General features: G+C 59.3%; 28 protein-coding genes and 1 pseudogene. 10 read left to right on the top strand and 19 right to left on the bottom strand.

What is annotated here, in order from left to right; genetic code table 11:
• Positions 1-55 precede the first annotated feature (55 nt).
• From IB252_RS12365 to IB252_RS12385, 5 genes are all read right to left on the bottom strand, one after another.
• Positions 56-436: a RidA family protein gene (locus IB252_RS12365; RefSeq protein ID WP_003229509.1), complete on the bottom strand. Its 381-nt coding sequence runs from the start codon at positions 434-436 to the stop codon at positions 56-58.
• Positions 437-460: 24 nt separating this feature from the next.
• Entirely contained in the window at positions 461-2,566 is a 2,106-nt protein-coding gene (gene spoT, locus IB252_RS12370) for a bifunctional GTP diphosphokinase/guanosine-3',5'-bis pyrophosphate 3'-pyrophosphohydrolase (protein ID WP_008150141.1), read from the bottom strand.
• A 56-nt stretch (positions 2,567-2,622) separates the two neighbouring features.
• Entirely contained in the window at positions 2,623-2,886 is a 264-nt protein-coding gene (rpoZ, locus tag IB252_RS12375) for a DNA-directed RNA polymerase subunit omega (RefSeq protein ID WP_007894670.1), read from the bottom strand.
• A 167-nt stretch (positions 2,887-3,053) separates the two neighbouring features.
• Positions 3,054-3,674, bottom strand: coding sequence for a guanylate kinase (gmk, locus tag IB252_RS12380; RefSeq protein WP_192408897.1), 621 nt, complete (start codon positions 3,672-3,674; stop codon positions 3,054-3,056).
• A gap of 12 nt (positions 3,675-3,686) precedes the next feature.
• Positions 3,687-4,550: a YicC/YloC family endoribonuclease gene (locus IB252_RS12385; RefSeq protein ID WP_008150145.1), complete on the bottom strand. Its 864-nt coding sequence runs from the start codon at positions 4,548-4,550 to the stop codon at positions 3,687-3,689.
• 270 nt (positions 4,551-4,820) lie between these two features.
• Here IB252_RS12385 and rph point away from each other — a divergent pair, with 270 nt between their 5' ends.
• Both rph and IB252_RS12395 read left to right on the top strand, forming a co-directional pair.
• On the top strand, positions 4,821-5,543 hold the full coding sequence (rph, locus tag IB252_RS12390; protein ID WP_010465211.1) for a ribonuclease PH: 723 nt from the start codon (positions 4,821-4,823) through the stop codon (positions 5,541-5,543).
• A gap of 28 nt (positions 5,544-5,571) precedes the next feature.
• Positions 5,572-5,940: a DUF4870 domain-containing protein gene (locus tag IB252_RS12395; protein ID WP_008150150.1), complete on the top strand. Its 369-nt coding sequence runs from the start codon at positions 5,572-5,574 to the stop codon at positions 5,938-5,940.
• A gap of 180 nt (positions 5,941-6,120) precedes the next feature.
• Here the strand turns inward: IB252_RS12395 and IB252_RS12400 are convergent, their stop codons facing one another.
• On the bottom strand, positions 6,121-6,900 hold the full coding sequence (locus IB252_RS12400) for an exodeoxyribonuclease III (RefSeq protein WP_007934608.1): 780 nt from the start codon (positions 6,898-6,900) through the stop codon (positions 6,121-6,123).
• A gap of 82 nt (positions 6,901-6,982) precedes the next feature.
• Between IB252_RS12400 and pyrE the strand changes: the two genes are divergently transcribed.
• A complete protein-coding gene (gene pyrE / locus IB252_RS12405; RefSeq protein WP_111448275.1) occupies positions 6,983-7,627 on the top strand; it encodes an orotate phosphoribosyltransferase in 645 nt (214 codons plus the stop codon).
• A gap of 111 nt (positions 7,628-7,738) precedes the next feature.
• Here pyrE and IB252_RS12410 read toward each other — a convergent pair whose 3' ends face one another.
• The 7 genes and pseudogenes from IB252_RS12410 to coaBC form a co-directional block, all read right to left on the bottom strand.
• Positions 7,739-8,122 carry a hypothetical protein gene (locus IB252_RS12410; protein WP_192408899.1) on the bottom strand — a complete coding sequence of 128 codons (384 nt, stop codon included), beginning with the start codon at positions 8,120-8,122 and terminating at the stop codon, positions 7,739-7,741.
• Positions 8,109-8,681, bottom strand: a complete 573-nt coding sequence (locus tag IB252_RS12415; protein ID WP_192408901.1) for a hypothetical protein — start codon at positions 8,679-8,681, stop codon at positions 8,109-8,111. The genes IB252_RS12410 and IB252_RS12415 overlap by 14 nt, the downstream gene beginning before the upstream one ends.
• Before the next feature lie 17 nt (positions 8,682-8,698).
• Positions 8,699-8,911, bottom strand: a complete 213-nt coding sequence (locus IB252_RS12420) for a hypothetical protein (RefSeq protein WP_134098477.1) — start codon at positions 8,909-8,911, stop codon at positions 8,699-8,701.
• 190 nt (positions 8,912-9,101) lie between these two features.
• A complete protein-coding gene (gene argB / locus IB252_RS12425) occupies positions 9,102-10,007 on the bottom strand; it encodes an acetylglutamate kinase (protein WP_008007602.1) in 906 nt (301 codons plus the stop codon).
• Between the two features lie 25 nt (positions 10,008-10,032).
• A pseudogene (locus IB252_RS12430) lies at positions 10,033-11,409 on the bottom strand (phosphomannomutase/phosphoglucomutase); the annotation flags it as partial.
• 363 nt (positions 11,410-11,772) lie between these two features.
• A complete protein-coding gene (gene dut, locus IB252_RS12435) occupies positions 11,773-12,228 on the bottom strand; it encodes a dUTP diphosphatase (RefSeq protein ID WP_111448280.1) in 456 nt (151 codons plus the stop codon).
• A 5-nt stretch (positions 12,229-12,233) separates the two neighbouring features.
• The gene (gene coaBC, locus IB252_RS12440; RefSeq protein WP_192408905.1) at positions 12,234-13,442 is read right to left on the bottom strand and encodes a bifunctional phosphopantothenoylcysteine decarboxylase/phosphopantothenate--cysteine ligase CoaBC; all 1,209 of its coding nucleotides are present in this window, start codon (positions 13,440-13,442) and stop codon (positions 12,234-12,236) included.
• A 136-nt stretch (positions 13,443-13,578) separates the two neighbouring features.
• Here coaBC and radC point away from each other — a divergent pair, with 136 nt between their 5' ends.
• The gene (gene radC, locus IB252_RS12445; RefSeq protein WP_111448282.1) at positions 13,579-14,253 is read left to right on the top strand and encodes a RadC family protein; all 675 of its coding nucleotides are present in this window, start codon (positions 13,579-13,581) and stop codon (positions 14,251-14,253) included.
• A gap of 137 nt (positions 14,254-14,390) precedes the next feature.
• On the opposite strand, the gene IB252_RS12450 is transcribed toward radC, so the two are convergent.
• Positions 14,391-15,977, bottom strand: coding sequence for an ABC transporter substrate-binding protein (locus IB252_RS12450; protein WP_008150170.1), 1,587 nt, complete (start codon positions 15,975-15,977; stop codon positions 14,391-14,393).
• A 445-nt stretch (positions 15,978-16,422) separates the two neighbouring features.
• Here IB252_RS12450 and rpmB point away from each other — a divergent pair, with 445 nt between their 5' ends.
• Both rpmB and rpmG read left to right on the top strand, forming a co-directional pair.
• Entirely contained in the window at positions 16,423-16,656 is a 234-nt protein-coding gene (gene rpmB / locus IB252_RS12455; RefSeq protein ID WP_007894701.1) for a 50S ribosomal protein L28, read from the top strand.
• Positions 16,657-16,667: 11 nt separating this feature from the next.
• Complete coding sequence (gene rpmG, locus IB252_RS12460) at positions 16,668-16,823, top strand: 50S ribosomal protein L33 (RefSeq protein WP_008150173.1); 156 nt, start codon at positions 16,668-16,670, stop codon at positions 16,821-16,823.
• Between the two features lie 84 nt (positions 16,824-16,907).
• On the opposite strand, the gene IB252_RS12465 is transcribed toward rpmG, so the two are convergent.
• Positions 16,908-17,192 carry a peptidase inhibitor gene (locus IB252_RS12465; RefSeq protein ID WP_111448284.1) on the bottom strand — a complete coding sequence of 95 codons (285 nt, stop codon included), beginning with the start codon at positions 17,190-17,192 and terminating at the stop codon, positions 16,908-16,910.
• Between the two features lie 185 nt (positions 17,193-17,377).
• Positions 17,378-17,740 carry a cupin domain-containing protein gene (locus IB252_RS12470; RefSeq protein ID WP_111448285.1) on the bottom strand — a complete coding sequence of 121 codons (363 nt, stop codon included), beginning with the start codon at positions 17,738-17,740 and terminating at the stop codon, positions 17,378-17,380.
• A gap of 237 nt (positions 17,741-17,977) precedes the next feature.
• Between IB252_RS12470 and IB252_RS12475 the strand changes: the two genes are divergently transcribed.
• Both IB252_RS12475 and IB252_RS12480 read left to right on the top strand, forming a co-directional pair.
• Entirely contained in the window at positions 17,978-19,471 is a 1,494-nt protein-coding gene (locus IB252_RS12475) for an aldehyde dehydrogenase (protein ID WP_192408907.1), read from the top strand.
• A 256-nt stretch (positions 19,472-19,727) separates the two neighbouring features.
• Positions 19,728-20,870 carry an MFS transporter gene (locus IB252_RS12480; RefSeq protein ID WP_111448286.1) on the top strand — a complete coding sequence of 381 codons (1,143 nt, stop codon included), beginning with the start codon at positions 19,728-19,730 and terminating at the stop codon, positions 20,868-20,870.
• A gap of 14 nt (positions 20,871-20,884) precedes the next feature.
• Here the strand turns inward: IB252_RS12480 and IB252_RS12485 are convergent, their stop codons facing one another.
• Together IB252_RS12485 and IB252_RS12490 are read right to left on the bottom strand one after the other, a co-directional pair.
• Positions 20,885-22,465, bottom strand: a complete 1,581-nt coding sequence (locus IB252_RS12485) for a phospholipase D family protein (RefSeq protein WP_192408909.1) — start codon at positions 22,463-22,465, stop codon at positions 20,885-20,887.
• A gap of 56 nt (positions 22,466-22,521) precedes the next feature.
• Positions 22,522-23,943, bottom strand: coding sequence for a PLP-dependent aminotransferase family protein (locus tag IB252_RS12490; protein ID WP_192408911.1), 1,422 nt, complete (start codon positions 23,941-23,943; stop codon positions 22,522-22,524).
• Positions 23,944-24,122: 179 nt separating this feature from the next.
• Between IB252_RS12490 and IB252_RS12495 the strand changes: the two genes are divergently transcribed.
• Entirely contained in the window at positions 24,123-24,368 is a 246-nt protein-coding gene (locus IB252_RS12495) for a DUF1127 domain-containing protein (RefSeq protein ID WP_008150185.1), read from the top strand.
• Between the two features lie 111 nt (positions 24,369-24,479).
• On the opposite strand, the gene IB252_RS12500 is transcribed toward IB252_RS12495, so the two are convergent.
• The gene (locus IB252_RS12500) at positions 24,480-25,793 is read right to left on the bottom strand and encodes an NAD(P)/FAD-dependent oxidoreductase (protein ID WP_192408912.1); all 1,314 of its coding nucleotides are present in this window, start codon (positions 25,791-25,793) and stop codon (positions 24,480-24,482) included.
• A gap of 147 nt (positions 25,794-25,940) precedes the next feature.
• Here IB252_RS12500 and IB252_RS12505 point away from each other — a divergent pair, with 147 nt between their 5' ends.
• Positions 25,941-26,294, top strand: coding sequence for a YkgJ family cysteine cluster protein (locus IB252_RS12505; protein WP_007947437.1), 354 nt, complete (start codon positions 25,941-25,943; stop codon positions 26,292-26,294).
• Positions 26,295-26,355 lie beyond the last annotated feature (61 nt).

The following is a 26,355-nucleotide window of genomic DNA, read 5'->3' on the forward strand; positions in this document are numbered from 1 at the left end:
TGGAATCCTTTCAAAGCAAGATCGGCGCAGCCTTTGGAAGGCTGCGCCGGACACATTACTCGATGACCAGAATGGCATCCATCTCAACCTGCGAACCCTTTGGCAGGGCTGCTACGCCGATGGCGGCGCGGGCAGGGTAAGGCTGGTCAAAGTACTTGCCCATGATCTCGTTGACCTTGGCGAAGTGGCTCAGGTCGGTGAGGAAGATGTTCAGTTTGACGATGTCCTTGAACGAACCGCCAGCGGCTTCAGCCACGGCTTTGAGGTTCTCGAACACCTGGACGGTCTGGGCTTCGAAGCCTTCAACCAGTTCCATGGTTTTTGGGTCCAGAGGAATTTGACCCGACATGTAAACGGTGTTGCCGGCCTTGATTGCCTGGGAGTAAGTGCCGATGGCAGCCGGGGCCTTGTCGCTGGTAATAACTGTTTTGGTCATGAATGACTCCTTGTAATGAGTGGCTTAAGCACGCATGCGAGTGATGCGAATCACCCCGGTCAGGGCGCGCAGTTTCTTGATCACGCGGGCCAGGTGTACGCGGTCGTGCACGCTGACCACCAGTTGAACCACGCTGATGCGACCATCGCGTTCGTCCATGCTGATTTTTTCGATATTGCCGTCGGCCGCGTTGACGCTGCTGGCCAGCAGAGCGATCAGGCCGCGCTGATGTTCCAGCTCGACGCGCAGTTCGACATTGAATTCGCCGGTGACATCCTTGGCCCACGAGAGCTGGATGCATTTTTCCGGGTTGTGGCGGATTTCGCTGATGTTGCGGCAGTTGTCCAGGTGCACGACCATGCCTTTGCCCGCGGACAGGTGGCCGACAATCGGGTCGCCCGGGATCGGCGTGCAGCACTTGGCGTAACTGAGCACCAGGCCTTCGGTGCCGCGAATCGCCAGTGGGCCTTCCGCGCTCGGCAGCTGTTCGCCTTCACCCAGCAGTCGGCGGGCGACCACGTAAGCCATGCGATTACCCAGGCCGATGTCTTCGAGCAGGTCTTCGATCAGCTCCAGGCGGTACTCGGTGAGCATCGCCTTGACGCGCTCGGCCGCGACTTTTTCCAGCGAGCTGTCGAAGCCGTTGAGGACTTTATTCAGCAGGCGCTCACCGAGGCTGATGGACTCGGAGCGGCGTTGCAGTTTCAGCGCATGGCGGATGTGGGTCCGCGCCTTGCCGGTGACCACGAAGTTGAGCCACGCCGGATTCGGCCGTGCCCCGGGGGCGCTGACGATCTCGACCGTGGAGCCGCTTTGCAGCGGTTCGGACAGCGGCGCGAGACGGCGATTGATCCGACAGGCAATGCAGCTGTTGCCCACGTCGGTGTGCACCGCGTAAGCGAAGTCGACCGCCGTGGAGCCTTTGGGCAGCTCCATGATCCGGCCTTTGGGCGTGAACACGTAGACCTCGTCCGGGAACAGGTCGATCTTCACGCTCTCGATGAATTCCAGCGAGTTGCCGGCCCGTTGCTGCATCTCCAGCACGCCTTTGACCCACTGGCGGGCGCGGGCATGAGTACCTTTGGGCTGCTCATCGCCACTGGATTTATAGAGCCAATGGGCGGCGATGCCGTTGTTGGCCATCTCTTCCATTTCACGGGTGCGGATCTGAATCTCGATCGGTACACCGTGCATGCCGAACAGCGTGGTGTGCAGCGACTGGTAGCCGTTGGCCTTGGGGATCGCGATGTAATCCTTGAAGCGCCCCGGCAACGGTTTGTACAAATTATGCACAGCACCCAGCACGCGGTAGCAGGTATCGACCTTGTCGACGATGATCCGGAACGCGTAGACGTCCATGATCTCGTTGAAGGCCCGACGCTTGCCGCGCATTTTCTTGTAGATGCCGTAGAGGTGTTTCTGGCGACCGCTGACCTCGCCCTGGATTTCGTCGATGGCCAGGCAATGGCTGAGGGATTCTTCGATCTTGTTGACGATTTCCTTGCGGTTGCCCCGGGCGCGTTTGACCGCCTGGTTGATCCGTGCGGAACGCATCGGGTGCATCGCCTTGAAGCCAAGGTCTTCGAATTCTATGCGGATGGCGTGCATGCCCAGCCGGTTGGCGATGGGCGCATAGATTTCCAGGGTTTCCTTGGCGATCCGTCGGCGTTTTTCGCCGGACAGGACTTCCAGGGTCCGCATGTTGTGCAGGCGGTCGGCCAGTTTGACCAGGATCACGCGAATGTCGCGGGCCATGGCCATGGCCATCTTCTGGAAGTTTTCAGCCTGGGCTTCGGCTTTGGTCTCGAAGTTCATCTGGGTCAGTTTGCTGACCCCGTCGACCAGTTCGGCCACGGTTTCGCCGAATTGCGCTTGCAGCGCTTCCTTGGCAATACCGGTGTCTTCGATCACGTCATGCAGCATCGCAGCCATCAGGCTCTGATGGTCCATGTGCATGTCGGCAAGAATATTCGCAACCGCGAGTGGGTGCGTGACGTACGCCTCACCGCTACGGCGGCGTTGGCCGTCGTGGGCTTGTTCGGCGTAGAAGTACGCTCGGCGGACCAGGTTGACCTGGTCCTTGCCGAGGTAGGTCGATAAGCGATCGGCGAGGGCGTCTATGCTCGGCATGATGAGACCTGCCGTTCGCTGTGACCCCGCGCCGTGCTACGTCGACCAGGCATGGCTTAGACTGCCTCGTTGGACTCGTCCTCGAACGCTGCGAACAGCGGTTCGTCTTCGACGATTTCAGCGTTGGCGATGAACTCGTAGCTCATCAGGCCTTCAGCGATTTCACGCAAGGCTACAACGGTAGGCTTGTCGTTTTCCCACTGAACCAGTGGCTCTTTGCCGCCGGTGGCCAGTTGACGGGCACGCTTGGTAGACAGCATGACCAGCTCAAAGCGGTTTTCCACGTGGTTTAGGCAATCTTCAACGGTTACGCGGGCCATGGTATTCCTCGGAGCGAATGCAATATGCGCGCTGCCCGGTTGGGCGAGCGGACTCAACAGTTTAAAAAATCACCAGCGATTAGGGAAGCGCTGATTTTTTGACCAAGCCCTTCAACGCGCTGCAAGTACCAATGTAAAGCCCTTGCAGCGGTTTTGGGAAGAGCTGTTTAGCCGAGCAATTCGGCCAAAAGTTTTCCGTGACGCTGCTGCTGGCGCTTCTGATGAAGCTGATTGGCACGGAAAATCGCCTGCAAATCGCGCAATGCGTGGGCGAAATCGTCGTTGATGATCAGGTAATCGTAGTCGACGTAGTGACTCATTTCGCTGACGGCTTCGCGCATCCGGCCTTCAATGATCTCGTCGCTGTCCTGGCCGCGATTGGTCAGGCGCTGGTGCAAAGCCTCCAGGGATGGCGGCAGAATGAAGATCGAACGGGCCTGGGGCATCAACTTGCGCACTTGCTCGGCGCCTTGCCAGTCGATTTCCAGGATCAAGTCGTGGCCTGCGTCGAGGGTCTGCTGCAAGTGGCTTTGCGAGGTGCCGTAGAGATTGCCGAACACTTCGGCGCGCTCCAGGAAGTCGCCATGTTCGCCCATCTTCACAAACGCTTCGCGGGAGACGAAGTGATAGTTCACGCCGTCCACTTCACCGGGGCGCATGGCGCGGGTGGTGTGGGAAACCGAGACGCGGATCTCCTGGTCGGAGTCGGTCAAGGCCTTGACCAGGCTGCTCTTGCCCGCGCCCGAAGGGGCGGAAATGATGTACAGGGTGCCGGTGCTGTGGGTCATGTCAGGGTTGCCTTACTCAATATTCTGCACTTGTTCGCGCATCTGCTCGATCAACACTTTGAGGTTGACCGCCGCCTGGGTGCTGCGCGGGTCGAAGGCTTTGGAGCCCAGTGTGTTGGCTTCGCGGTTGAGCTCTTGCATCAGGAAGTCCAGGCGCCGACCGGCAGCGCCACCGGATTTGAGCACCCGGCGAACTTCGATGATGTGAGTGCTCAGGCGATCCAGTTCTTCGGCGACGTCGCTCTTTTGCGCGAGCATGACCATTTCCTGCTCCAGCCGCTGCGGATCCATCTCGGCCTTCATGTCGGCGAAGCGGTCGAGGACCTTCTGGCGCTGGGTGGCAAGCATCTGCGGCACCAGTTCACGCAGGGTCACCACGTCTTCTTCGATGGAGGTCAGGCGATCGTTGATCAACCGCGCCAGCTCCGCACCTTCGCGCTCGCGGCCGGCCTTGAGTTCTTTCAGGCCTTCGTTGAACAGCGCCAGGGCTTCGGCATTCAGGGCTTGCGGGTCGGTCGCGTCGCCCACCAGCACGCCGGGCCAGGCCAGGACTTCCAGCGGGTTCAGCGCGGCCGGATTTTTGATCAGGCCGGCGATGGTCTCGGCGGCAGCGACCAATTGCGCGGCACGCTCGCGGTCCACTTGCAGGGGTTTGTCGGTATTTTCTTCGGTGAAGCGCAAGGTGCATTCGAGCTTGCCCCGGGAGATTCCCTGGCGCAGGGCTTCGCGGACCGCGCCTTCGAGGTCGCGAAAGGACTCCGGCAGACGCAGGTGCGGCTCCAGGTAGCGGCTGTTGACCGAGCGCAGTTCCCAGCTAAGGGTGCCTTGGGCGCCGGCTTTTTCGACGCGGGCGAAGGCGGTCATGCTGTGCACCATGGAGGTACCTCGCAATGCAGGTTCATGCGTTACCAAAGGTTTCGCAGACCTGATCTATATGAATTTAAGCCAAGAGGCAGCAAAGGCGCAGGATTGTAGCGCAGTGGGGCGAATGCGCCCAAACACACGGAGTGACAAAGGGCTGCAGGCCGTCGGTAAAGCGCTATTGCGGGCCTTCAGTCGTCGGGGGATTTTTTTAGAAGTGCCCACTCCTGGCCCTGCGGCTCTATAATGCTCCGCAGTTTTCCGTCCCCCGTACAGGTATTCCCTATGAAACGTCCAAGTGGTCGCGCTGCCGATCAGCTCCGCTCGATCCGCATTACCCGCAACTACACCAAACACGCCGAGGGATCTGTACTGGTCGAGTTCGGTGATACCAAAGTCATCTGCACCGTCAGCGTCGAGAACGGCGTGCCGCGTTTCCTCAAAGGTCAGGGCCAAGGCTGGTTGACCGCTGAATACGGCATGCTGCCGCGCGCCACCGGCGAGCGTAACCAGCGTGAAGCGAGCCGCGGCAAACAAGGCGGCCGCACCCTGGAAATCCAGCGTCTGATCGGTCGTTCCCTGCGCGCTTCGCTGGATATGTCCAAGCTAGGCGACGTCACCCTGTACGTCGATTGCGACGTGATCCAGGCTGACGGCGGCACCCGCACCGCGTCCATCACCGGCGCCATGGTTGCACTGGTCGATGCCTTGAAAGTGATCAAGAAGCGCGGCGGCCTGAAAGGCGGCGACCCGCTCAAGCAAATGATTGCAGCCGTATCGGTGGGCATGTACCAGGGTGAGCCGGTACTCGACCTCGACTATCTGGAAGACTCGGCCGCCGAGACCGACTTGAACGTGGTGATGACCAGCACTGGCGGCTTCATCGAAGTCCAGGGCACTGCCGAAGGCGCTCCGTTCCAGCCGGAAGAACTGAACGCTATGCTTGAGTTGGCGAAGAAAGGCATGACCGAAATCTTCGAGCTGCAAAAGGCTGCACTGGCCGACTGATCGGACTGTTCCACACAAGGAGGACGCCATGAGTGACGAGCAACAGCTACTTCCCACACCGAGCAAAGAGGTTCGGCAGTGGGCAATGTTTTGTCACCTGTCCGCCTTGTTGGGGATCTGGATTCCGTTCGGTACGCTGATCGGCCCGCTGATTCTCTGGCAGATGAAGCGCGAGATGGACCCGTTTGTTGATGCTCAAGGCAAGGAGGCGCTGAACTTTCAGATCACCGTCGCCATTGCCTCCGCCATCTGCTTCCTGCTGATGGTGGTGATCGTCGGGTTCTTCCTGTTCGGTCTGTTGGCGATCGGTGCGCTGGTGCTGACGATCATTGCCGGCGTGAAGGCCAATGAAGGGGTGCCTTATCGTTACCCGTTCACCTGGCGGTTGATCAAGTAAGTCACAACACAAATCCCCTGTAGGAGCGAGCCTGCTCGCGATGAGGCCTTCACATTCAACATTAACGTGACTGGTCTACCGCTATCGCGAGCAGGCTTACTCCTACAAAGAGCCAGAAATCAGCGTGCACAAAAAAGCCGACATCACTGTCGGCTTTTTTTTGCATCTGCGAAACGACGCTTAGATGGTCAGCGTCCAGTCGTAGTCCACGATCAGCGGTGCGTGTTGCGAGAACCGTGGCTGACGAGGCAGGCGCGCGCTGCGTACGAAGCGACGCAGGCCTGGAGTCAGCAACTGATAGTCGAAACGCCAACCGAGATTGAGCATTTCAGCCTGTTCGTTATCCGGCCACCAGCTGTACTGGTCGCCTTCACGGCTGACTTCGCGCAACGCATCGACATAACCCATGTTGCCGACAATCTCGTCCATCCAGGCACGTTCAGGTGCCAGGAAGCCCGGGGATTGCTGGCTGTCACGCCAGTTCTTGATATCCAGCTTCTGTTGCGCCACGTACAGCGAGCCACAGTAAATGTACTCGCGACGTTTGCGTCGCTGTTTATCCAGATAACGGGCGAAATCGTCCATTAGCTTGAACTTCTGGTTCAAGTCTTCATCGCCATTCTGCCCCGAGGGGAGCAGTAAGGTCGCGATGCTGACCTTGTCGAAATCGGCTTGCAGGTAGCGCCCGTAGCGGTCGGCTGTCTCGAAGCCGAGACCGCTGATGACTGCCTTCGGTTGCAACCGCGAATACAAAGCCACGCCACCCTGGGCGGGAACTTCAGCTTCGCAGGCATAAAGGAAGTAGCCATCCAGTTGGAAGGCTGGATCGTCCAGTTCAAAGGCGGAGGCGCGGGTGTCCTGCAGGCAGATGACGTCGGCATTCTGTGCTTGCAGCCAACTGAGCAAACCTCGCTCCACTGCAGCCTGAATACCATTGACGTTCACACTGATGATCCGCATAAATGGCCCCAAAAATCGCGTGCGTGTATGATACACGGCGTCAACCTAATTAGCTAAATCCGTGGTATTTGGGGTTTTTTTCATGCAAGCGTATCAGCGCGATTTCATTCGTTTTGCCATCGATCGCGGCGTTTTGCGCTTCGGCGAGTTCACCCTGAAGTCCGGACGCACCAGTCCTTACTTCTTCAATGCCGGCCTGTTCAACTCAGGGAAGGCCCTTGCGCAGCTGGGTCGTTTCTACGCGGCAGCCATCGTCGAGAGCGGTATTTCGTTCGATGTGTTGTTTGGCCCGGCGTACAAAGGCATCCCTTTGGCGGCGACCACCGCAGTGGCCTTGGCCGAGCATCATGACCGTGATTTGCCATGGTGCTTCAACCGCAAGGAAGCCAAGGCTCACGGCGAAGGCGGCAGCCTGGTCGGCGCACCGTTGACCGGTGACGTGTTGATCATCGACGACGTGATCACCGCTGGCACTGCCATCCGCGAGGTGATGCAGATCATCGCTTCTCAGGACGGCGCCAAGGCGGCGGGTGTGCTCATCGCCCTGAACCGTCAGGAGCGTGGCAACGGCGAGTTGTCGGCCATCCAGGAAGTGGAGCGTGACTTCGGTATTCCGGTGATCAGCATTGTTTCGCTGAACCAGGTGCTCGAATTCCTGGCGGATGATCCGCAGCTCAAGCAGCATTTGCCTGCCGTCGAAGCCTACCGCGCCCAATTCGGCGTCTGACCACAATCACCTGTGGGAGCTCCCTCGCCACAAAAGGCGGATTGTCACAGGGATTGCAGGCGAAAAAAGACCCCGCTCAGCCAGGCTGAGCGGGGTCTTTTGTTTTGGTCGTCAGCGCAGTCTTCGCCATTTTCCGATTAGTTTTAATACCAATCCCAGGTTGAACAGCGCAAACACCAGCAGTGCCAGGACGACTAGCACGTAGAGCGTGCGATCCACATCGAAATCCCACAGATTCAGCGTGCTGCTTCCCATGATCCTCACGGAGGCAGGGAAGTTGACGTAAAACAGCGCCATGAAGGCGGCCGTCAGCGGTAGAGCGCGGCCGAACAACGCGTTCATTACTGTTTTCCGGCTGCGTTTTCTGGCGAGTGGACCTGGTTGTTTTTCATCCAGTTCCAACGCTTCATGCAGCTTCGGCCAAGCCAGGTTGAACATGAAGGTGGTCAAGGTCAGCAGCAAACCGCTGACCGCGACGATGTCACTGAGCGGCATTCAGGCCCAGTGTCTGGCATAACAGCGCGTGGGAGTCTTCACTGATTTCGAACTGACCGGCGCTGCCTTTGCGTTTGGTGATGGGTTTGAATGTCGGCTCGTTTTGGGTGATCAGCATGTTCAGCTCATCACGAATGACGTCAGAGCTGATGACCACCAGATAAACCGTCTGCGCATGCTCTGCCGTTTCGATCACGGCCCTCATGCTGTGTTGAAGGATCTCGTCCAGCTGATTGCGAAAGCGCGAAACCGTGTTTTTCAGCAGGGTTTTGCTTTGGCTTTGGGTCAGCTGAAAAATCGTCGATATCTGAGATTCGGTCGGCAATGTCTGTCCGAAGTAGCTTTGAATCAGATACAGCAAACGGTCCTGTTTCGCTTCATCGGCCCGACTCGGCATGCCGCCTTCGACCAGCATTTTCAAGTATTCGGTCAGACTCGCCTTGGCTATTCGCTGCAGGGCGTGGGCGATTTCGTGGTCGGAAATCCTCAGGGTCTTTTTGACCGGCTCCTTTTGCTCGAGGTCGAATGCCTGGGCGTCGATCGTGAACGAGATCTGCATGGTTCAGACCCCCGTGATTACTTGGAAGGCTTGTTTGGATACGGATCTGCCACGGCGTCACCTTGGCCGGTCAGGATATTCCAGCCATTGAGTGTGTGGGTGCTGGGTTTGAAGTCTGGACACGGCGGAAGCGAAGTCTTTGACTGATTGGTGTATTCGCGCCCGCAGTCTGCGCACTCGTAAGTGCCTGCTGAAACATCACTGCCGTAGGGAACGTGGTCTTTTTTCATGGGGAAGATCTCCTGTGGATACAGGGAAGATCCTATGCGGACTAATGCTGGCGGGATGTCGGACGTTTCGCTTAATCAGGTCAGACATTTCCTGCGCGCATAAAAAAGATCGCAGACTTCATCAGCTCCTACGGAATATTCGTACATCCATAGGTGCTGCTGAAGGGTGCGATCTTTTGACGTACTTGAATCAGTGACGCTTGCGATTGCTGATCAAGGTACCCACACCGGTGTCGGTGAAGATTTCCAGAAGAATCGCATTCGGCACCCGGCCATCGATGATCAACGAGCTGCCCACGCCACCTTGCACGGCTTCCAGCGCGCAACGGATCTTCGGCAGCATGCCGCCGTAGATGGTGCCGTCGGCGATCAAGTCGTCGACCTGTTGGGTGGTCAGGCCGGTCAGGACCGTGCCCGACTTGTCCATCAGGCCGGCGATGTTGGTCAGCAGCATCAGCTTTTCAGCTTTCAGTGCTTCGGCGACTTTACCGGCCACCAGGTCAGCGTTGATGTTGTACGACTCGCCGTTGGCGCCGACACCGATTGGCGCGATCACCGGGATGAAGTCACCTTTGACCAGCAGGTTCAGCAGGTCGGTGTTGATCCCGACCACTTCACCGACCTGGCCGATGTCGATGATTTCCGGTTGAGTCATCTCCGGCGTCTGGCGGGTCACGGTGAGCTTTTTCGCACGAATCAGCTCGGCGTCTTTACCGGTCAGGCCGATGGCGCTGCCGCCATGACGGTTGATCAGGTTGACGATGTCCTTGTTGACCTGGCCGCCGAGGACCATTTCCACCACGTCCATGGTTTGCGCGTCAGTCACGCGCATGCCATCGATGAAGTGGCTCTCGATCGACAGACGCTTGAGCAGGTCGCCGATTTGCGGGCCGCCGCCGTGAACCACCACCGGGTTGATGCCGACGGCTTTCATCAGCACGATGTCGCGGGCGAAGCCGGTTTTCAGCTCCTCGCTTTCCATCGCGTTGCCGCCGTATTTGATCACCAGCGTCTTGCCGACATAGCGGCGAATGTAAGGCAGCGCTTCGGACAGGACCTTGGCGGTGTTGGCGGCGGCTTCGCGTTCGAGGGTCATTCAGGGCTCCGGGTGCTTCGTTAAATCAAAACGGTAATTGGAGATCAGGGGCAACACGCTTCAACTGGACTTTGAACACGTCCTTGATGCGTTGCAATTCAGCCTCGTCATCGGCCTCGAAGCGCAGCACCAGCACCGGTGTGGTGTTGGACGCGCGCACCAGGCCCCAGCCTTTGGCGTAGTCGACTCGCACGCCGTCAATGGTGGTCAGGTCGGCGCCTTCGCCCCACTTCGCGTCGTGCAGAGCATCAATGATGCTGAATTTGCTCTCTTCGGTCACATGGATATTGATTTCCGGCGTAGAAATATCGTTCGGGAAGGTCGCAAACAGCTCTTCCGCGGTGGATTTTTCTTTGCTGAGGATCTCCAGCAGACGCGCGGCGCTGTAAATGCCGTCGTCGAAACCGAACCAGCGTTCCTTGAAGAAGATGTGCCCACTCATTTCGCCGGCCAACAGGGCGCCAGTCTGTTTCATTTTCTTTTTGATCAACGAGTGACCGGTCTTCCACATCAGCGGACGGCCGCCGTATTCCTTGATCAGCGGCGTCAGGCGGCGGGTGCATTTGACGTCGAAGATGATTTCCGCGTCAGTGTTGCGCGCCAGCACGTCACGGGCGAACAGCATCAGCAGACGGTCGGGGTAGACGATGCTGCCGGTGTTGGTCACCACGCCGACGCGGTCGCCGTCGCCGTCGAACGCCAGGCCCAGGTCAGCGTTGGTTTCCTTGACCTTGGCGATCAGGTCCACAAGGTTTTCAGGCTTGCCCGGGTCCGGGTGGTGATTCGGGAAGTTGCCGTCGACGTCGCAGAACAGCGGGATGACTTCGCAGTTCAGGGCTTCGATCAGTTGCGGGGCGATCACGCCGGCCGCGCCGTTACCGCAGTCGACCACGACTTTCAGGCGGCGAGCCAGTTTGATGTCCTGGACGATTTCGGTGTTGTAGCGGTCGAGGATCTCGACCTGGGTGATGCTGCCCTTGCCGCTGCTCAGGTTGTTGGTCTTGAGGCGTTCGTGCAGGGCCTGGATCTGTTCGTTGGCCAGGGTGTCGCCAGCGATGACGATCTTGAAGCCGTTGTAGTTCGACGGGTTGTGGCTGCCGGTGAGCATCACGCCGGATTTGCCGGCCAGCACGTTGGCGGCGTAGTACAGCGCAGGCGTTGGCACCAGGCCGACGTCGCTGACGTGGCAACCGCTATCGGCGAGGCCTTTGATCAGTTGTTCGACCAGTTCTGGGCCGGACAGGCGACCGTCACGGCCGACGGACACGTTGGGTTCGTCCTGGGCCAGGCTCTGGGAGCCGATGGCGCGACCGAGCCAATACGCGGTTTCAGCGTTCAAGAATTCCGGGACGGTGCCGCGAATATCGTAGGCGCGGAAGATGCTGTCGGGGAACTTGGGTGCGACTTGGGCTGGGGTGCTCATCTGTAGGAATGCTCCATCTCGAAAGTGGCTGGACCTGCCGCGAAGAACTCGTCGGCAGGCTCAAACTGAAGGGTATGACGGCGTTTTCCACTGAGAGTTCGTGGTGTGAAAAGGCCATGCCACCAGCATCGGCGAGTAAATGGCCGGCCAATGCCTTGATTTTCAGTGGTAAACCTTCCAGATGACGTCTTTGCAATTCAGTACAAAACCTGTGGGAGCGAGCCTGCTCGCGATAGCGGACTCGCAGGCGACATCTTTGTCGAATGTGCAGCCGTCATCGTCGGAACGCCGCCCGGAGCCGGCTCGCTCCCACAATGAAGTATCGGGTTGCCATCTTTCGGATCAATGGCTGCCGGAGTGGCCGAACCCGCCAGTGCCGCGCTGGGTTTCGACGAATTCTTCGACCATCTCGAAATGCGCTTGAACCACCGGCACCAACACCAATTGGGCCAGGCGTTCGCCTACCACCATGTTGAAATCGTTCTGGCCACGGTTCCAGCACGACACCATCAGCGGGCCCTGGTAATCGGAGTCGATCAGGCCGACCAGGTTGCCCAGCACGATGCCGTGCTTATGGCCCAGGCCGGAGCGCGGCAGAATCAGCGCCGCCAATCCCGGATCGCCAATGTAGACGGACAGGCCAGTCGGGATCAGCAGGGTTTCGCCCGGCTTGATGACGGTGTCTTTTTCCAGCATGGCGCGCAGGTCGAGGCCGGCGGAGCCTGGCGTGGCGTACTGCGGCAGCGGGAAATCGGTACCGATGCGAGGGTCGAGGATCTTGGCTTGCAAAGCGTGCATGTAAATTAAACCTGGTTCAGACGTTCGGCGATAAAAGTGATCAGCTGGCGAGCAATCTTGCTCTTGCTGGTCTGGGCGAAAAGTGTGGCGTGTAGCTGGCGGTCGATCACGCTGCAGGCGTTTTCTTCGCTGTTGAAGCCAATGCTCGGGTTGGCGACGTCATTGGCGACGATCAAATCGAGGTTCTTGTCTTTCAACTTGCGTGCAGCGTAATCGAGCAAGTGTTCGGTTTCGGCGGCGAACCCGACACTGAACGGACGGTCGGGGCGTGTGGCAATGGTGGCCAGAATGTCTGGGTTACGCACCATCTGTAGCAACAAACCGTCGCCGTTCGTAGGGTCTTTCTTGAGTTTCTGTGGGGCGACGACTTCCGGGCGGTAATCCGCAACCGCTGCCGAGGCGATGAACAGGTCGCAAGGGATCGCGGCTTCACACGCGGCGAGCATGTCGCGGGCGCTGACTACGTCGATGCGGGTGACGCGATCCGGGGTCGGCAGGTGCACCGGGCCGGTGATCAGCGTGACGCGGGCGCCGGCTTCCACTGCGGCCTCGGCCAGGGCAAAGCCCATCTTTCCGGAGCTGTGGTTGGTGATGTAGCGCACCGGGTCGATGTTTTCCTGGGTCGGGCCAGCGGTGATCAGCACGTGTTTGCCGGTCAGCGCCTGACGCTGGAAGCAGTCCGCCGCGCACTGGGCGAGGTCGGTGGCTTCGAGCATGCGACCCATGCCAACGTCGCCGCAGGCCTGGCTGCCGGAGGCTGGGCCGAAGGTTTTCAGGCCGCGGCTTTCGAGGGTTTGCAGGTTGGCCTGGGTAGCCGGGTCGCGCCACATGGCCTGGTTCATCGCCGGGGCAACGGCGACCACGGCGTCGGTGGCCAGCACCAGCGTGGTCAGCAGGTCGTTGGCAATGCCTTGGGCCAGGCGGGCAATGAGGTCCGCGGTGGCGGGGGCGATCAGCACCAGGTCGGCCCATTTGGCCAGCTCGATGTGGCCCATGGCAGCTTCGGCCGCAGGATCGAGCAAGTCGAGGTGGACCGGATGCCCGGACAAGGCCTGCATGGTCAACGGTGTGATGAACTCGCTGCCGCCGCGGGTCATGACCACGCGCACTTCAGCGCCCTGGTCGATCAGGCGGCGAACCAGGTCGGCGCTCTTGTAGGCAGCGATGCCGCCGCCGACGCCCAGAACGATGCGTTTCCGATACAGCCGCTGCATAGGTCTGCCTTTCATTTCGTTGATGACTGCATGGCGATACCCCCTCCCCAGGGATGAAATCGCCCGCAAAAAAGATGGGCTACGATATCACAGCGACCGCTACGGAACAGCGGCGCCCACAGACCAGGGAGGTGCTATGAGTATTCGCGATTGGCCAGCGGCGGAACGGCCGCGGGAGAGGTTGCTTGAGTTGGGCTCGGGGAGCCTTTCAGACGCCGAACTGCTGGCGATTTTTTTACGAACGGGCGTGTCGGGCAAAAGCGCGGTAGATCTGGCGCGACACCTGTTGAATCAGTTTGGCAGTCTGCGCTCACTGCTCGAGGCCGATCAGGAGGCGTTCAGCAGGGAGTTGGGGCTCGGGCCGGCGAAATTCGCTCAGTTGCAAGCGGTCCAGGAAATGAGCCGGCGGCATTTGGCCGAACGTGCGCGCCAAAAATCGGCGCTGGAAAATCCGCAGGCGGTTCGTGATTACCTGAAATCAATGCTGCGCCACGAGCCTCACGAGGTGTTCGGCTGTCTTTTTTTGGATTCCAGGCATCAAGTGCAGACCTTTGAAGTGCTGTTTCGCGGGTCCATCGACAGCACCAGTGTCTATCCGAGACAAGTGGTTAAACGGGCGTTGGCCCACAACGCTGCAGCGTTGATCCTCTGCCATAACCATCCGTCGGGTAATACCAACCCCAGTCAAGCCGACCGAGTGCTGACCAAGCGCCTGCAAGAGGCGCTGGACCTGATCGATGTGCGGGTGCTCGACCATTTCATCATCGGTGACGGCGATCCGCTGTCCATGGCCGAGTACGGGTGGATGTAAGAGGAAGGGGCGGGTTAAGCGAGCCCATGTGGGAGCGAGCCTGCTCGCGATGGCGTCGTGTCAGTCAAACTATTCGGTGACTGACGCTCCGCAATCGCGAGCAGGCTCGCTCCCACAGGGTTTTGTGGCGGGGCGGATTACTTGAGGTTGACCTTGGAATAATCCTGGCGACCAAAAGGGCTGACCTGATAACCCTCAACGTCCTTGCGCGTCAGTGCGAAGGCGGTCGGGTGGGCCAGGGGCAGCCACAGCGCCTGCTGCTGGATCTGTGCCTGGGCCTGTTCGTAGAGCTTGGTACGCACACCTTGCTCGCCGGTGGTCTTGCCGGCGCTGATCAGCTTGTCCAGATCCTGGTTGCAGTAGCGTGCGAAGTTGGTGCCAGATTTGACCGCAGCGCAGGAAAACTGCGGCGTGAGGAAGTTGTCCGGGTCGCCGTTGTCGCCGGCCCAGCCCATGAATAACAGGTCGTGTTCACCGGCCTTGGCGCGGCGAATCAGCTCACCCCATTCGATCACCCGAATCTCGGCCTGAATGCCGATTTCCGCGAGGTCCGATTGCAGCATTTGAGCGCTGAGGCTCGGGTTTGGGTTAAGCAGACTGCCAGAAGGTCGGGTCCAGATGGTGGTCTGGAAACCGTCCTTGAGCCCGGCCTTCGCCATGAGTGCTTTGGCTTTTTCGACGTCATGCGGGTAACCCGGCAGGCCTTTGGCATAGCTCCAGGTGTTAGGCGGGTACGGGCCGTTGGCGGCCTCGGCGGTGTCTTCGAACACAGCTTTGACGTAGTTGGCCTTGTCGAACGCGAGGTTGATCGCCTGACGCACTTCAGGCTTGTCCAGTGGCGGATGCTGGCTGTTGATGCCGACGAACGCGGTCATGAAGGCGTCAGTCTTTTCCACTTTCAGGGTCGGTTCTTTCAGCGCGGCCTGTACGTCCAGAGGCTTGGGCGACAGGGCGATCTGGCACTCATTGCGGCGCAATTTCTGCAGACGCACGTTGGCGTCAGGGGTGATGGCGAAAATCAGCGGATCCACCGAAGGCTTGCCGCGGAAGTAATCCGGGTTGGCCTTGTAGCGGATCGAGGCGTCTTTCTGGAAGCGTGTGAAAATGAACGGCCCGCTGCCGATTGGCTGGCTATTGAGCTTCTCCGGGGTGCCGGCCTTCATCAGTTTGTCGGCATATTCAGCCGAATAGATCGAGGCGAAGCCCATGCTCAGGGTCGCGAGGAAGGTCGAGTCCGGGTGGTCGAGGGTGAACCGTATGGTCAGCGGGTCCAGTGCGTCGATCTTCTTGATCAATGCCGGCAACTGCATCGACTGGGCGTGCGGGAAGCCGCTCTGGGCGACCTTGTGCCACGGGTTCGCCGGGTCGAGCATGCGGTCGAAACTGAATTTCACGTCTTCGGCGGTCAGGTCGCGGGTCGGGCTGAAGTATTCAGTGCGGTGGAATTTCACCTGCGGATGCAGTTTGAACACGTAGGTCAGGCCGTCGGGCGTGACTTCCCAGCTGTCCGCGAGGCTGGCGACCACTTTGCCGCTGGCGGTATCGAAGTCCACCAGACGGTTCATCAGCACGTCGGCCGAGGCGTTGGTGGTGGTCAGCGAGTTGTATTGCACCACGTCGAACCCTTCCGGGCTTGCCTCAGTGCAAACGCTCAGAGCGGCGGCATGAGCCAGCGGGCTCAGCAGAAGAGGGGCGAGCAGCAGCGGTAGGGCAGCGAGGCGCATGGTCGGATTCCTTTACAGATCGAAGGCCCATCTGCAAGTGCAGTCTGGAAAAGGCTTACCCTAGTGGGCTCTTTTGCAAATGACTATCCCCTTTTTCATTTTAAGTGGACTATGTGCGCTTGTTTTCGGTGATGCGGGCCGAGGAAAACCCGGAATCGGTCGGTTGGCCGATTCTCTGCGACGAGCGGTCTTAATCGACGACAGCCTTTATCCAAGGCGCTCGGCGCGCGAAAAATGGGGAATTTATCAAGTCCGCGCACACGGAATGTTGTTGCTCTCCAGTCTTTCTGGTATAAAGCAGCGCTCTTTTCTAGGGGCCCGGTTCCTTCACTGTAGGTGTAGCCGGTAAGACCTCTAAAGAAACGCGGCGCCTGGCGCCAAATGACTGAGAGATTAAGCGGCCAACCCATGCCGGGTTGGGCATGTGGTTTTAGAGGGCTGAGGCATGTCGAGAGTATGTCAAGTTACCGGTAAGGGTCCGGTGACTGGGAATAACATTTCCCACGCAAACAACAAAACCCGTCGTCGTTTCCTGCCGAACCTGCAGCATCACCGCTTCTGGGTTGAAGAAGAGAAACGTTTCGTGCGTCTGCGCGTATCTGCCAAAGGCATGCGTATCATCGACAAGCGTGGCATTACTGTCGTGCTGGCCGAAATTCGCAAAGCTGGCAAGATCTAAGGGAGCTAATCATGCGTGAATTGATTCGAATGATTTCTAGCGCCGGTACTGGTCACTTCTACACTACCGACAAGAACAAGCGTACTACTCCGGACAAGCTCGAAAAGCGCATGTTCGATCCGCGCGTTCGCAAGCACGTGATGTACAAAGAAGGCAAAATCAAGTAATTGATTTTTCCCTCTTACGAAAAAGGCCCGTATCGCGAGATACGGGCCTTTTTTGTTGCCCACCACAAGTCGTCCTGCGAGTGATCAGCCGCAGTACATGGCAATAATCTCCAGGTTTATATCGGTCCTGATTTGCAGGCGATTGTTGTCAGGGTCCAGGTCGCGAGAGTTGACTTTAATGCTGGTCGCCCGTGACTCCCTGAAGGCCTCATCACGAACGGACCGGGACAGGTATTCGCCAATCAGGTACGTAACCCTCCGTGCATCGCATCGCTGCGCTGGTTGTTCCGGTTCGTTCGCATGCGCCGACGTCAGGGTGACTGCCAGGAAAAGACCTGACAGCAGGCCAGTGATAAGAAAATTTTTCATGTTTATTCGCTTCCTTGTGAATGATGACGGTGAGGCTCCTTTATTCGGGAGCGAGAACAGCATCCGGCAAGGTCAGCGATTGAGTGCGGTATTTAAGTATTTCACCTGGCATCTGGCAGTGCAGCTAAGCAGAAAAAAGGCCCCTATCTCGCGATATGGGCCTTTTTGATGCCTTAACAAACTGCTCAGGTCTTTTGTTCAAACGCCACATAGATCTTGCGGCATGTCTCCAGCACTTCCCAGGTGCCCCGGAACCCGGCCGGGATGACGAAACGATCGCCTGCCCGAACGGTCTTGCTGTTGCCGTCGTTGTCGCGTAGCACGGACACGCCCTGGACGATTTCGCAGTATTCATGCTCGGTAAAATTCACCAGCCACTGACCAATCGCACCTTCCCACACGCCGGCGTTCAACTGACCACAAGGGCTGTTGTAGTGGTTGTACACTGCTTGCTCGGGGTCACCCTTGAGGACTTTTGCCTGGTCTGGCCGATAGCGTTCGGGCTGGGTGGTGGCCTGGCTGAAGTCGACGATGTCCTGGATGCTCATTGTTGTTATCCCCCGTGATTGCGACGCGATGGCTGGAAAGTCCAAAGTCTATGTTTATTAAAATGAACACCGCAAGGCCGTTTGCCGACCTTGTGTCAAATATATTGAAACAACCCCGGCCACTGGTTTAGGGTGGCAGTTGCCTTGGGCCGACAAATCAGGCTGGCTGGGCAGAATTCCTGACAGCGCCCGCGAAGACCGTGGAGCGTTCGTATTCAATAAGAGGAGGACACTCGTATGACCACCCTGACTCGTGCCGATTGGGAACAACGGGCTCGCGATCTGAAGATCGAAGGCCGCGCCTACATCAATGGTGAATACACCGATGCCGTCTCCGCCGAGACCTTCGAGTGCATCAGCCCGGTCGATGGCCATCTGCTGGGCAAGATTGCCAGCTGTGATGCCGCCGACGCCCAGCGCGCTGTTGAAAATGCCCGCGCTACTTTCAATTCCGGCGTCTGGTCCCGCCTGGCGCCGACCAAGCGTAAAGCCACCATGATCCGTTTCGCCGGCCTGCTGAAACAGCACGCCGAAGAGCTGGCCCTGCTTGAAACCCTGGACATGGGCAAGCCGATCAGCGACTCCCTGTACATCGACGTTCCAGGCGCGGCGCAAGCCCTGAGCTGGAGCGGTGAAGCCATCGACAAGATCTACGACGAAGTGGCCGCCACTCCCCATGACCAGCTGGGTCTGGTGACCCGCGAACCCGTCGGCGTCGTCGGCGCGATCGTGCCGTGGAACTTCCCGCTGATGATGGCCTGCTGGAAACTCGGCCCGGCGCTGTCCACCGGTAACTCAGTGATCCTCAAGCCATCCGAAAAGTCCCCGCTGACCGCCATCCGCATCGCTGCGCTGGCCGTCGAAGCCGGTATTCCGAAAGGCGTGCTGAACGTCCTGCCGGGCTACGGTCACACCGTCGGCAAGGCCCTGGCCCTGCACAATGATGTAGACACCCTGGTGTTCACCGGTTCGACCAAAATCGCCAAGCAACTGCTGATCTACTCCGGCGAATCGAACATGAAACGCGTCTGGCTCGAAGCCGGCGGCAAGAGCCCGAACATCGTGTTCGCCGATGCGCCGGACCTGCAAGCTGCCGCTGAATCGGCTGCCGGTGCCATCGCCTTCAACCAGGGCGAAGTCTGCACTGCCGGCTCGCGCCTGCTGGTGGAGCGTTCGATCAAGGACAAATTCCTGCCGCTGGTGATCGAGGCACTGAAAACCTGGAAACCGGGCAACCCGCTGGACCCGGCAACCAACGTCGGTGCGCTGGTGGATACCCAGCAGATGAACACCGTGCTGTCCTACATCGAATCCGGCCACACCGACGGCGCCAAACTGGTGGCGGGCGGCAAGCGCATTCTTCAGGAAACCGGTGGCACTTACGTTGAGCCGACGATTTTCGACGGCGTCAGCAACGCGATGAAAATCGCGCAGGAAGAAATCTTTGGCCCAGTGCTGTCGGTGATCACGTTCGATACCGCCGAAGAAGCCATTGCGATTGCCAACGACACCCCTTACGGCTTGGCCGCAGCGGTGTGGACCCAGGATATTTCCAAGGCCCACCTGACCGCCAAGGCACTGCGCGCTGGTAGCGTGTGGGTCAACCAGTATGACGGCGGCGACATGACGGCGCCGTTCGGTGGCTTCAAACAGTCCGGCAACGGTCGTGACAAGTCGCTGCATGCATTCGACAAGTACACCGAGCTGAAGGCGACCTGGATCAAGTTGTAAGCCGTTAAAGGGAGCCTGCCAAATCAGGCTCCCGAATGTACAGAAATCCCTGTGGGAGCAAGCCTTTGTGGTGAGGGGATTTATCCCCGTTCGGCTGCGAAGCAGTCGCAGAACCCATGCACGCGGTGTATCTGATACTCCGTTATTGCAGGTTTTGGGGCCGCTGCGCGACCCAACGGGGATAAATCCCCTCGCCACAAGACTCGCTCCCACAGTGTTTTGTGCTGTACAAAAAATATCCACAGGAGCGTGGGAAATGCGTTGGGCGACTTATTTCGCCGTGTTGGCGTCTGTCTTGAGTGTCGGCCTGGCCTTGGGCGTCAGCATGCCGCTGGTGTCGTTTCGTCTGGAAGGCTGGGGCTATGGCTCGTTCGCCATTGGCGTGATGGCGGCGATGCCCGCCATAGGCGTGCTGTTGGGTGCGAAGGTCTCCAGCCATCTGGCCGCGCGTCTGGGCACGGCCAATCTGATGCGTTTGTGCCTGTGGGCCGGGGCGTTGTCCATCGGTTTGCTGGCGTTGTTGCCGAGCTATCCGATTTGGCTGGCGTTGCGTTTGATGATCGGCGTGATCCTGACCCTTGTGTTCATCCTCGGCGAAAGCTGGATCAACCAGCTTGTGGTGGAAGAGTGGCGCGGGCGATTGGTGGCGTTGTATGGCAGCAGCTACGCGCTGAGTCAGCTGGCCGGGCCGTTGCTGCTTGGCGTACTGGGCACTGAGCACGATTACGGATTCTGGGTCGGCGTCGGTTTGTTGATGGCGGCACCGTTCCTGTTGCTGGGCCGCAGCGGCGCGCCGACCAGTGAAGCCTGCAGCGTGACCTTCAGCGACTTGCTGGGTTTCTGCCGTGGCCTGCCGGCGATTGCCTGGGCGGTGTCGCTGTTCGCCGCGTTCGAAGCGATGATCCTGACGTTGTTGCCGGTGTATTGCCTGCGTCAGGGCTTTACGACGGAAATTGCGTTGGCGATGGTCAGCACGGTGGTGGTGGGTGATGCCTTGCTGCAGTTGCCGATTGGCGCACTGGCCGATCGCTTGTCGCGGCGCACGCTGTTCACCGGGTGTGCGGTGGTCCTGCTGATATCGAGCCTGGCCATCCCGTTGTTGATCGACACGTTGCTGATCTGGCCGTTGTGGGTGTTGTTCGGTGCCAGTGCCGGCGGTTTGTTCACCTTGTCACTGATCCTGATCGGCGAGCGCTATCGCGACGATGCACTGGTGCGCGCCAATGCGCATATCGCGCAGCTGTGGGGTATCGGTTGCCTGGTCGGACCGCTGGCGGCCGGCGCCGGCAGTCAGTGGATCAGCGGGCATGCGTTGCCGCTGCTGATGGCGGCGGGTGCGCTGGGGTTGGTGATTCTGCTGTCACGGCAAGGCGCGTTTGGTGCGGTGCAGCCGGTATAGTTCTGTAGCAGCTGTTACAACATCCGCTCCAGGCCGACCATGCTGCTGAGCCATGAATTGAAATGCTGCCACCAACTTCCGGGTTCTTTGGTCAGTGTGTGCTGTTTGCCATCATCTTCAGTGACCCAGACGATCTGACCCTTTTCCAGCCGGGCGTGATAGCTGAGGGGCGGCGCCATACCCTCCAGTGCCAGTTCGCGCACCCGTCCGGCGAGCTGCGGGTTGTCCACCAGTACCCCGACTTCGGTGTTCCACAGTACCGAGCGCGGGTCGAAATTGAACGAGCCGATGAAGGCTTTCTGTCGGTCGAAAACCATTGCCTTGCTGTGCAGGCTGGATTCGGAACCACGGGAGGTGTTGCTCCCACTGTGGAACAGGCTCGGTCCTCTGCCGCTGCCACCGCTGCCACCGGGCTGGCGGCGTAATTCGAACAATTGCACACCGTGCTCCAGCAAGGCTTTGCGATAAGGCGCGTAACCACCATGCGTGGCCGGTACATCGGTGGCTTCCAGTGAATTGGTCAGCAAACTCACCGACACGCCGGCATCAGCGCGACCGGTCAGGTACACCAGGCCCGGTTGGGCGGGCACGATGTAGGGCGAGACCATGATCAGCTCTTTGCTGACCCCATTGAGTTCGGGCGCCAACTGGGTGGTCAGTATCAGGTGCGGGTCCGGTTCGCCGTCGGCCAGCACCTTGCTTGGTGCGTCCCACAACGCCTGGTTCCAGGCCCAGATCAACTCTCTGCGCCAGACATCCAGGCGCGGGTGAGTGGTATAGGCCATTAACTGCTGATAAAGCGCGTGGTTCTGTTTGCGCGTTTCCTCCAGGGACTCGTCCAGTCGGGTCCGGGTGTTTCTCAGATCCTTGGCTGTCGGCCTGGTCGAGAGAAACTGCTCGATCGGCTTGCTCAGGGCGCTGTTCCAGTACTGGTCGAAGCTATGCCCCAGCTGCTCTGCAACCGGGCCGACACTGAGCATGTCGATGTCGGTGAAATTGAGGTTGGGCTCGGCATCGAAATACTCGTCCCCCAGGTTGCGCCCGCCCACGATCGCTGCGCTGTTGTCTGCGACCCACAGTTTGTTGTGCATGCGTCGGTGTTGCTGCGACAGGTTGAAGAGTCGGCCCATGGTTCGCGTAACGACGGTGCTGCGGCCCAAGTGCAGCGGGTTGAACACCCGGATCTGAATTTTTGGATGTGCGGCAAGGGTCGCGATGATCTGGTCCAGGCCATCGCTGGTGGTGTCGTCGAGCAAAATCCGCACCCGCACGCCGCGGTCGGCGGCGTTGAGCAGTTCGCTCACCAGTATTCGTGTGCTGATGCCGTCGTGGACGATGTAGTACTGCAGGTCGAGGCTGCTTTGGGCTTTGCGAATCAGCTCGGCGCGGGCAGTGAAGGCCTCTGAGCTATCGGAGAGCAAGCGAAAGCCCGATTGACCCTCATGGGGGGCGGCCTGTGCCTGGATCGAACGGCCGAACGCAGAATCGGCGGCCGGCAGGGCCTGACTCGGTTCGCGAGGGACATTGAGTGTCGTACAGCCACCAAGGAGCGAGGCGAGTAACAGAAGAGCAAGCAGGGGCTGTCTGATTCTCACGGAGCGTATTCCGGGGAGTGACGGTTAGCATATGGACGCCGCTTCCCGAAGAAAGGTCAGTCGATTTCCGCCAGCAGTTTGATGGCTGTCGCACCGACCTTGCGCACGGCTTCTTCGATCTGCGGGGTTGTTTTGGCAGCGTAGTTCATCCGCAGGCAATTGCGGTATTTGCCCGAGGCGGAAAAGATACTGCCGACGGCAATCTGTACGCCTTGATCGTGCAGCGCACGATTCAGTTTCAGGGTGTCGAAGCCCTCCGGCAGCTCGACCCAGAGCATGAAGCTGCCTTGGGGGCGACTGGCGCGGGTACCGGCTGGAAAATAGCGGCTGACCCAATCGATCATCACGTCGCGATTGCGTTGGTATTGGGTGCGCATCCGCCGCAAATGCGGTTCGAAATGCCCAGCCTTGAGAAATTCGGCAATCGCGATCTGCGGTTGCGGTGCGGTAGAGCCGGTGCTGATGTATTTCATGTGCAGCACCCGTTCCAGATACCGTCCCGGCGCCACCCAACCGATACGCAGCCCCGGTGCCAGGGTCTTGGAAAAGGAACTGCACAGCAGAACGCGGCCGTCTTCGTCGAAGGATTTGATCGTGCGCGGACGCGGGTAGGTGTAGGCCAGTTCGCCATACACATCGTCCTCGATGATCGCCACGTCGAAACGCTGTGCGAGTGTCAACAACGCGCGTTTGCGCGACTCCGGCATGATGTAGCCCAGCGGGTTGTTGCAGTTGGGGGTCAACTGTATGGCCTTGATCGGCCATTGCTCCAACGCCAGTTCCAACGCATCGAGGCTGATCCCGGTGAGCGGGTCGGTGGGGATTTCCAGGGCTTTCATGCCCAGGCCCTTGAGCGTCTGCATGGCGCCGTGAAAGCTGGGCGAGTCCACGGCGACAATGTCGCCCGGCTCGCAGATGGAGCGGATGCTGGCGGACAGCGCTTCGTGACAACCAGTGGTGATCACCAGGTCGTGAGCAGTCAATTGGCAGCCGGAATCGAGCAGCAGGCGGGCAATCTGTTCGCGCAGTTCGAGGGTGCCGTAGATGTTGTCGTAATACAGACCGGGCATGTCCTGCCGTCGGCTGATTCGCGCCAGATTGCGCAGCAGCGGTTTCATGGTCGGCGTGGTGATGTCCGGCATGCCGCGACCCAGTTGCACCACATCCTTGCGTGGCACCGCGCGGATCAGTTCCAGTACTTGATCCCACTGGGAAATGTCCACCGGACGTTGCGCCGGGCGGCCAATGGCCGGAAGCTCCGGCAGTTCACGACCCACCGGTACGAAGTAGCCCGACTTGGGTTTGGGTGTCGCCAGGCCGCTGTCTTCCAGCACGCGATACGCCTGCTGCACCGTGCTCAGGCTGACGCCGTGCTCAACACTTAACGCCCGCACCGACGGCAGCCGGTCGCCGGGGCGATAGAAGCCCTGTTCGATACGCGTGCCGAGCAGTTCGGCGAGGTTGACGTAAAGGGTCATGGCGCAGTCTCGGTGTGGGTGATTCGGTTGACCAGTACAGATGGGGCGAAAATAGGGGATTCAGACGCTGAAATGCAAAATCTGTATGGAATTAATACAGTCTCGTTGAATCTGTAATGCTTTTTGCCGTCGACGCATCATGAAAGCTCTGGCTACCCAAGTAAACAGGAGCAATCAAAATGAACGGCTTGAGCGATGTGCGGCTGACGTTACACAGTCAGGAACTGGCGGCAGGGCAAAACAACGGTGCACGCGAGGCGGTCATGCGCAACGCACCGTCCGGCCTGAGTCGCTGGGGTCTGTTCTGGCATCGTCTGCACACGCGCAAGGCATTGCTGGAGCTCACGCCCGAGCAGCTTAAGGACGTCGGGTTGAGTCGGGAGCAGGCGCGGGAGGAGGGGCTTAAACCGTTTTGGCGGATTTGAGTCGACCCCATCGCGAGCAGGCTCGCTCCCACAGGTGATCTGTGGCGTTCACAAATCCATTGTGGGAGCGAGCCTGCTCGCGATGAGGCCAGTACAGGCACAGAAAATGTATCAGACCAACTCTTTAAGCCGATGCCACAACATCCCCAGCGCCAACAACGGCGAGCGCAAATGCTTGCCGCCAGGAAAGGTGATATGCGGCACCTTGGCAAACAGATCAAACCCTCCACCCTGCTGGCCACTGATAGCTTCAGCCAACAACTTCCCCGCGAGGTGCGTGGCGTTCACGCCATGACCGGAATAAGCCTGGGCGTAATACACATTCGGCTGATCCTTGAGTCGCCCGATCTGCGGCAGACGGTTGGCGCCGATGCCGATCATCCCGCCCCATTGATAGTCGATCTTGACCCCGGCCAGTTGCGGGAAAACCTCCAGCATCTTCGGCTGCATGTAGGCGGCGATGTCCTTCGGGTCGCGACCTGAGTAATGGCAGGCGCCGCCGAACAGCAAGCGTCGGTCCGCCGAGAGCCGGTAGTAATCCAGTGCCACCCGTTGATCGCAGACCGCCATGTTCTGCGGCAGTAGCGAGTGTGCCAGCGCTTCACTCAAGGGTTCGGTGGCGATGATGTAGCTGCCGGCGGGCAGCACCTTGCCGCCGAGTTCGGGATTGAGTTCATTGAGGTAGGCGTTGCAGCCCAGCACCAGCGTCTTGGCGCGGACCGAACCTTGGGCGGTGTAGACCTTGACCTCCGGGCCATAATCGATGCGGGTGACTGCCGATTGTTCGAACAGCTTCACCCCCAACTGCTGGGCGGCGGCCGCTTCGCCCAATGCCAGGTTCAGCGGATGCAGGTGCCCTGAGCCCATATCGATCAAACCGCCGACGTAACGGTCGGAACCCACTACGGAATGCATTTCACTGGCTTGTAGCAGACGGGTTTCGTAACGGTAACCGAGACTGCGCAACTCTTCGGCGTCCTCGGCAAAACCTTCGAGGTCCCGGGGCTTGTTGGCCAGGTCGCAATAGCCCCACGTGAGGTCGCAAGGGATCTGAAAACGCTCGACGCGCTGTCGGACGATTTCCACCGCTTCCAGGCCCATGAGTTTCATCTGACGCACGCCGTCCGCACCGACCACGTTGGCGAACTGATCGAGGCCATGGCCGACGCCACGAATCAACTGTCCGCCATTGCGTCCGCTGGCGCCCCAACCGATTTTGTGGGCTTCAAGCAGGATCACACTGAAGCCGCGTTCGGCCAGTTCGAGCGCCGTGTTCAACCCGGAGAACCCGCCACCGACCACGCACACGTCAGCCACCAGATCGCCTGTGAGCACCGGATGATCGGGCTGCGGCAAGCTGCTGGCGGCGTAGTAAGAAGCAGGATGCTGGTGGTTCGGGGCAGGTTGCTGAGCACGGGCATTCATGTGCGTGTTCCTGATTCTTGTGTTTAGAAAATTTGACGGAGCATAAGCCGGACCTTCGGATACCGGCAACACTGGTCGGTTGGTGCTGTCTGGATCGGGGCTTTTGCGTCAGAATCCCGCTCTATTCCGCTTTTGGTCAACGCTTCGATGAGCTGCAACAGTCAGAAAATTCGCACGCTACGGCAGCAAATTCCCTCGTTCGAGTGCGTGCCCGGCTGCCATGACTGCTGTGGGCCGGTGACCACCTCGCCGGAAGAAATGTCCCGCCTGCCGCGCAAGACCCGGGCCGAGCAAGATGCTGCGATGGATGAGCTCAATTGCGTTCACCTGGGGCCCAACGGCTGCACCGTGTATGACGAGCGGCCCCTTATCTGTCGACTATTCGGCACCACCAAGACCTTGCCGTGCCCGAATGGGCGGGGGCCGGTGGAGCTGATTCATCCGCGGGTTGAAAAGCAGATTCATGAGTACATGGCTTCGACGCGGCAGGTGCTGGTCTAAGGAATGACCGAGTTGCCTGTAATCGCTAGCAGGCTAGCTCCCACACTGGATCTGTGTCATG

Origin of the sequence: Pseudomonas sp. PDM10, from assembly GCF_014852295.1 — a bacterium.
Taxonomy (GTDB): Bacteria; Pseudomonadota; Gammaproteobacteria; order Pseudomonadales; family Pseudomonadaceae; genus Aquipseudomonas.

What these genes read in the sequence shown, in the direction of transcription:
- IB252_RS12365 (WP_003229509.1), bottom strand. Translation starts at nt 436, where the DNA reads ATGACCAAAACAGTTATTACCAGCGACAAGGCCCCGGCTGCCATCGGC.
- spoT (WP_008150141.1), bottom strand. Translation starts at nt 2,566, where the DNA reads ATGCCGAGCATAGACGCCCTCGCCGATCGCTTATCGACCTACCTCGGC.
- rpoZ (WP_007894670.1), bottom strand. Translation starts at nt 2,886, where the DNA reads ATGGCCCGCGTAACCGTTGAAGATTGCCTAAACCACGTGGAAAACCGC.
- gmk (WP_192408897.1), bottom strand. Translation starts at nt 3,674, where the DNA reads ATGACCCACAGCACCGGCACCCTGTACATCATTTCCGCCCCTTCGGGC.
- IB252_RS12385 (WP_008150145.1), bottom strand. Translation starts at nt 4,550, where the DNA reads ATGGTGCACAGCATGACCGCCTTCGCCCGCGTCGAAAAAGCCGGCGCC.
- rph (WP_010465211.1), top strand. Translation starts at nt 4,821, where the DNA reads ATGAAACGTCCAAGTGGTCGCGCTGCCGATCAGCTCCGCTCGATCCGC.
- IB252_RS12395 (WP_008150150.1), top strand. Translation starts at nt 5,572, where the DNA reads ATGAGTGACGAGCAACAGCTACTTCCCACACCGAGCAAAGAGGTTCGG.
- IB252_RS12400 (WP_007934608.1), bottom strand. Translation starts at nt 6,900, where the DNA reads ATGCGGATCATCAGTGTGAACGTCAATGGTATTCAGGCTGCAGTGGAG.
- pyrE (WP_111448275.1), top strand. Translation starts at nt 6,983, where the DNA reads ATGCAAGCGTATCAGCGCGATTTCATTCGTTTTGCCATCGATCGCGGC.
- IB252_RS12410 (WP_192408899.1), bottom strand. Translation starts at nt 8,122, where the DNA reads ATGCCGCTCAGTGACATCGTCGCGGTCAGCGGTTTGCTGCTGACCTTG.
- IB252_RS12415 (WP_192408901.1), bottom strand. Translation starts at nt 8,681, where the DNA reads ATGCAGATCTCGTTCACGATCGACGCCCAGGCATTCGACCTCGAGCAA.
- IB252_RS12420 (WP_134098477.1), bottom strand. Translation starts at nt 8,911, where the DNA reads ATGAAAAAAGACCACGTTCCCTACGGCAGTGATGTTTCAGCAGGCACT.
- argB (WP_008007602.1), bottom strand. Translation starts at nt 10,007, where the DNA reads ATGACCCTCGAACGCGAAGCCGCCGCCAACACCGCCAAGGTCCTGTCC.
- dut (WP_111448280.1), bottom strand. Translation starts at nt 12,228, where the DNA reads ATGCACGCTTTGCAAGCCAAGATCCTCGACCCTCGCATCGGTACCGAT.
- coaBC (WP_192408905.1), bottom strand. Translation starts at nt 13,442, where the DNA reads ATGCAGCGGCTGTATCGGAAACGCATCGTTCTGGGCGTCGGCGGCGGC.
- radC (WP_111448282.1), top strand. Translation starts at nt 13,579, where the DNA reads ATGAGTATTCGCGATTGGCCAGCGGCGGAACGGCCGCGGGAGAGGTTG.
- IB252_RS12450 (WP_008150170.1), bottom strand. Translation starts at nt 15,977, where the DNA reads ATGCGCCTCGCTGCCCTACCGCTGCTGCTCGCCCCTCTTCTGCTGAGC.
- rpmB (WP_007894701.1), top strand. Translation starts at nt 16,423, where the DNA reads ATGTCGAGAGTATGTCAAGTTACCGGTAAGGGTCCGGTGACTGGGAAT.
- rpmG (WP_008150173.1), top strand. Translation starts at nt 16,668, where the DNA reads ATGCGTGAATTGATTCGAATGATTTCTAGCGCCGGTACTGGTCACTTC.
- IB252_RS12465 (WP_111448284.1), bottom strand. Translation starts at nt 17,192, where the DNA reads ATGAAAAATTTTCTTATCACTGGCCTGCTGTCAGGTCTTTTCCTGGCA.
- IB252_RS12470 (WP_111448285.1), bottom strand. Translation starts at nt 17,740, where the DNA reads ATGAGCATCCAGGACATCGTCGACTTCAGCCAGGCCACCACCCAGCCC.
- IB252_RS12475 (WP_192408907.1), top strand. Translation starts at nt 17,978, where the DNA reads ATGACCACCCTGACTCGTGCCGATTGGGAACAACGGGCTCGCGATCTG.
- IB252_RS12480 (WP_111448286.1), top strand. Translation starts at nt 19,728, where the DNA reads ATGCGTTGGGCGACTTATTTCGCCGTGTTGGCGTCTGTCTTGAGTGTC.
- IB252_RS12490 (WP_192408911.1), bottom strand. Translation starts at nt 23,943, where the DNA reads ATGACCCTTTACGTCAACCTCGCCGAACTGCTCGGCACGCGTATCGAA.
- IB252_RS12495 (WP_008150185.1), top strand. Translation starts at nt 24,123, where the DNA reads ATGAACGGCTTGAGCGATGTGCGGCTGACGTTACACAGTCAGGAACTG.
- IB252_RS12500 (WP_192408912.1), bottom strand. Translation starts at nt 25,793, where the DNA reads ATGAATGCCCGTGCTCAGCAACCTGCCCCGAACCACCAGCATCCTGCT.
- IB252_RS12505 (WP_007947437.1), top strand. Translation starts at nt 25,941, where the DNA reads ATGAGCTGCAACAGTCAGAAAATTCGCACGCTACGGCAGCAAATTCCC.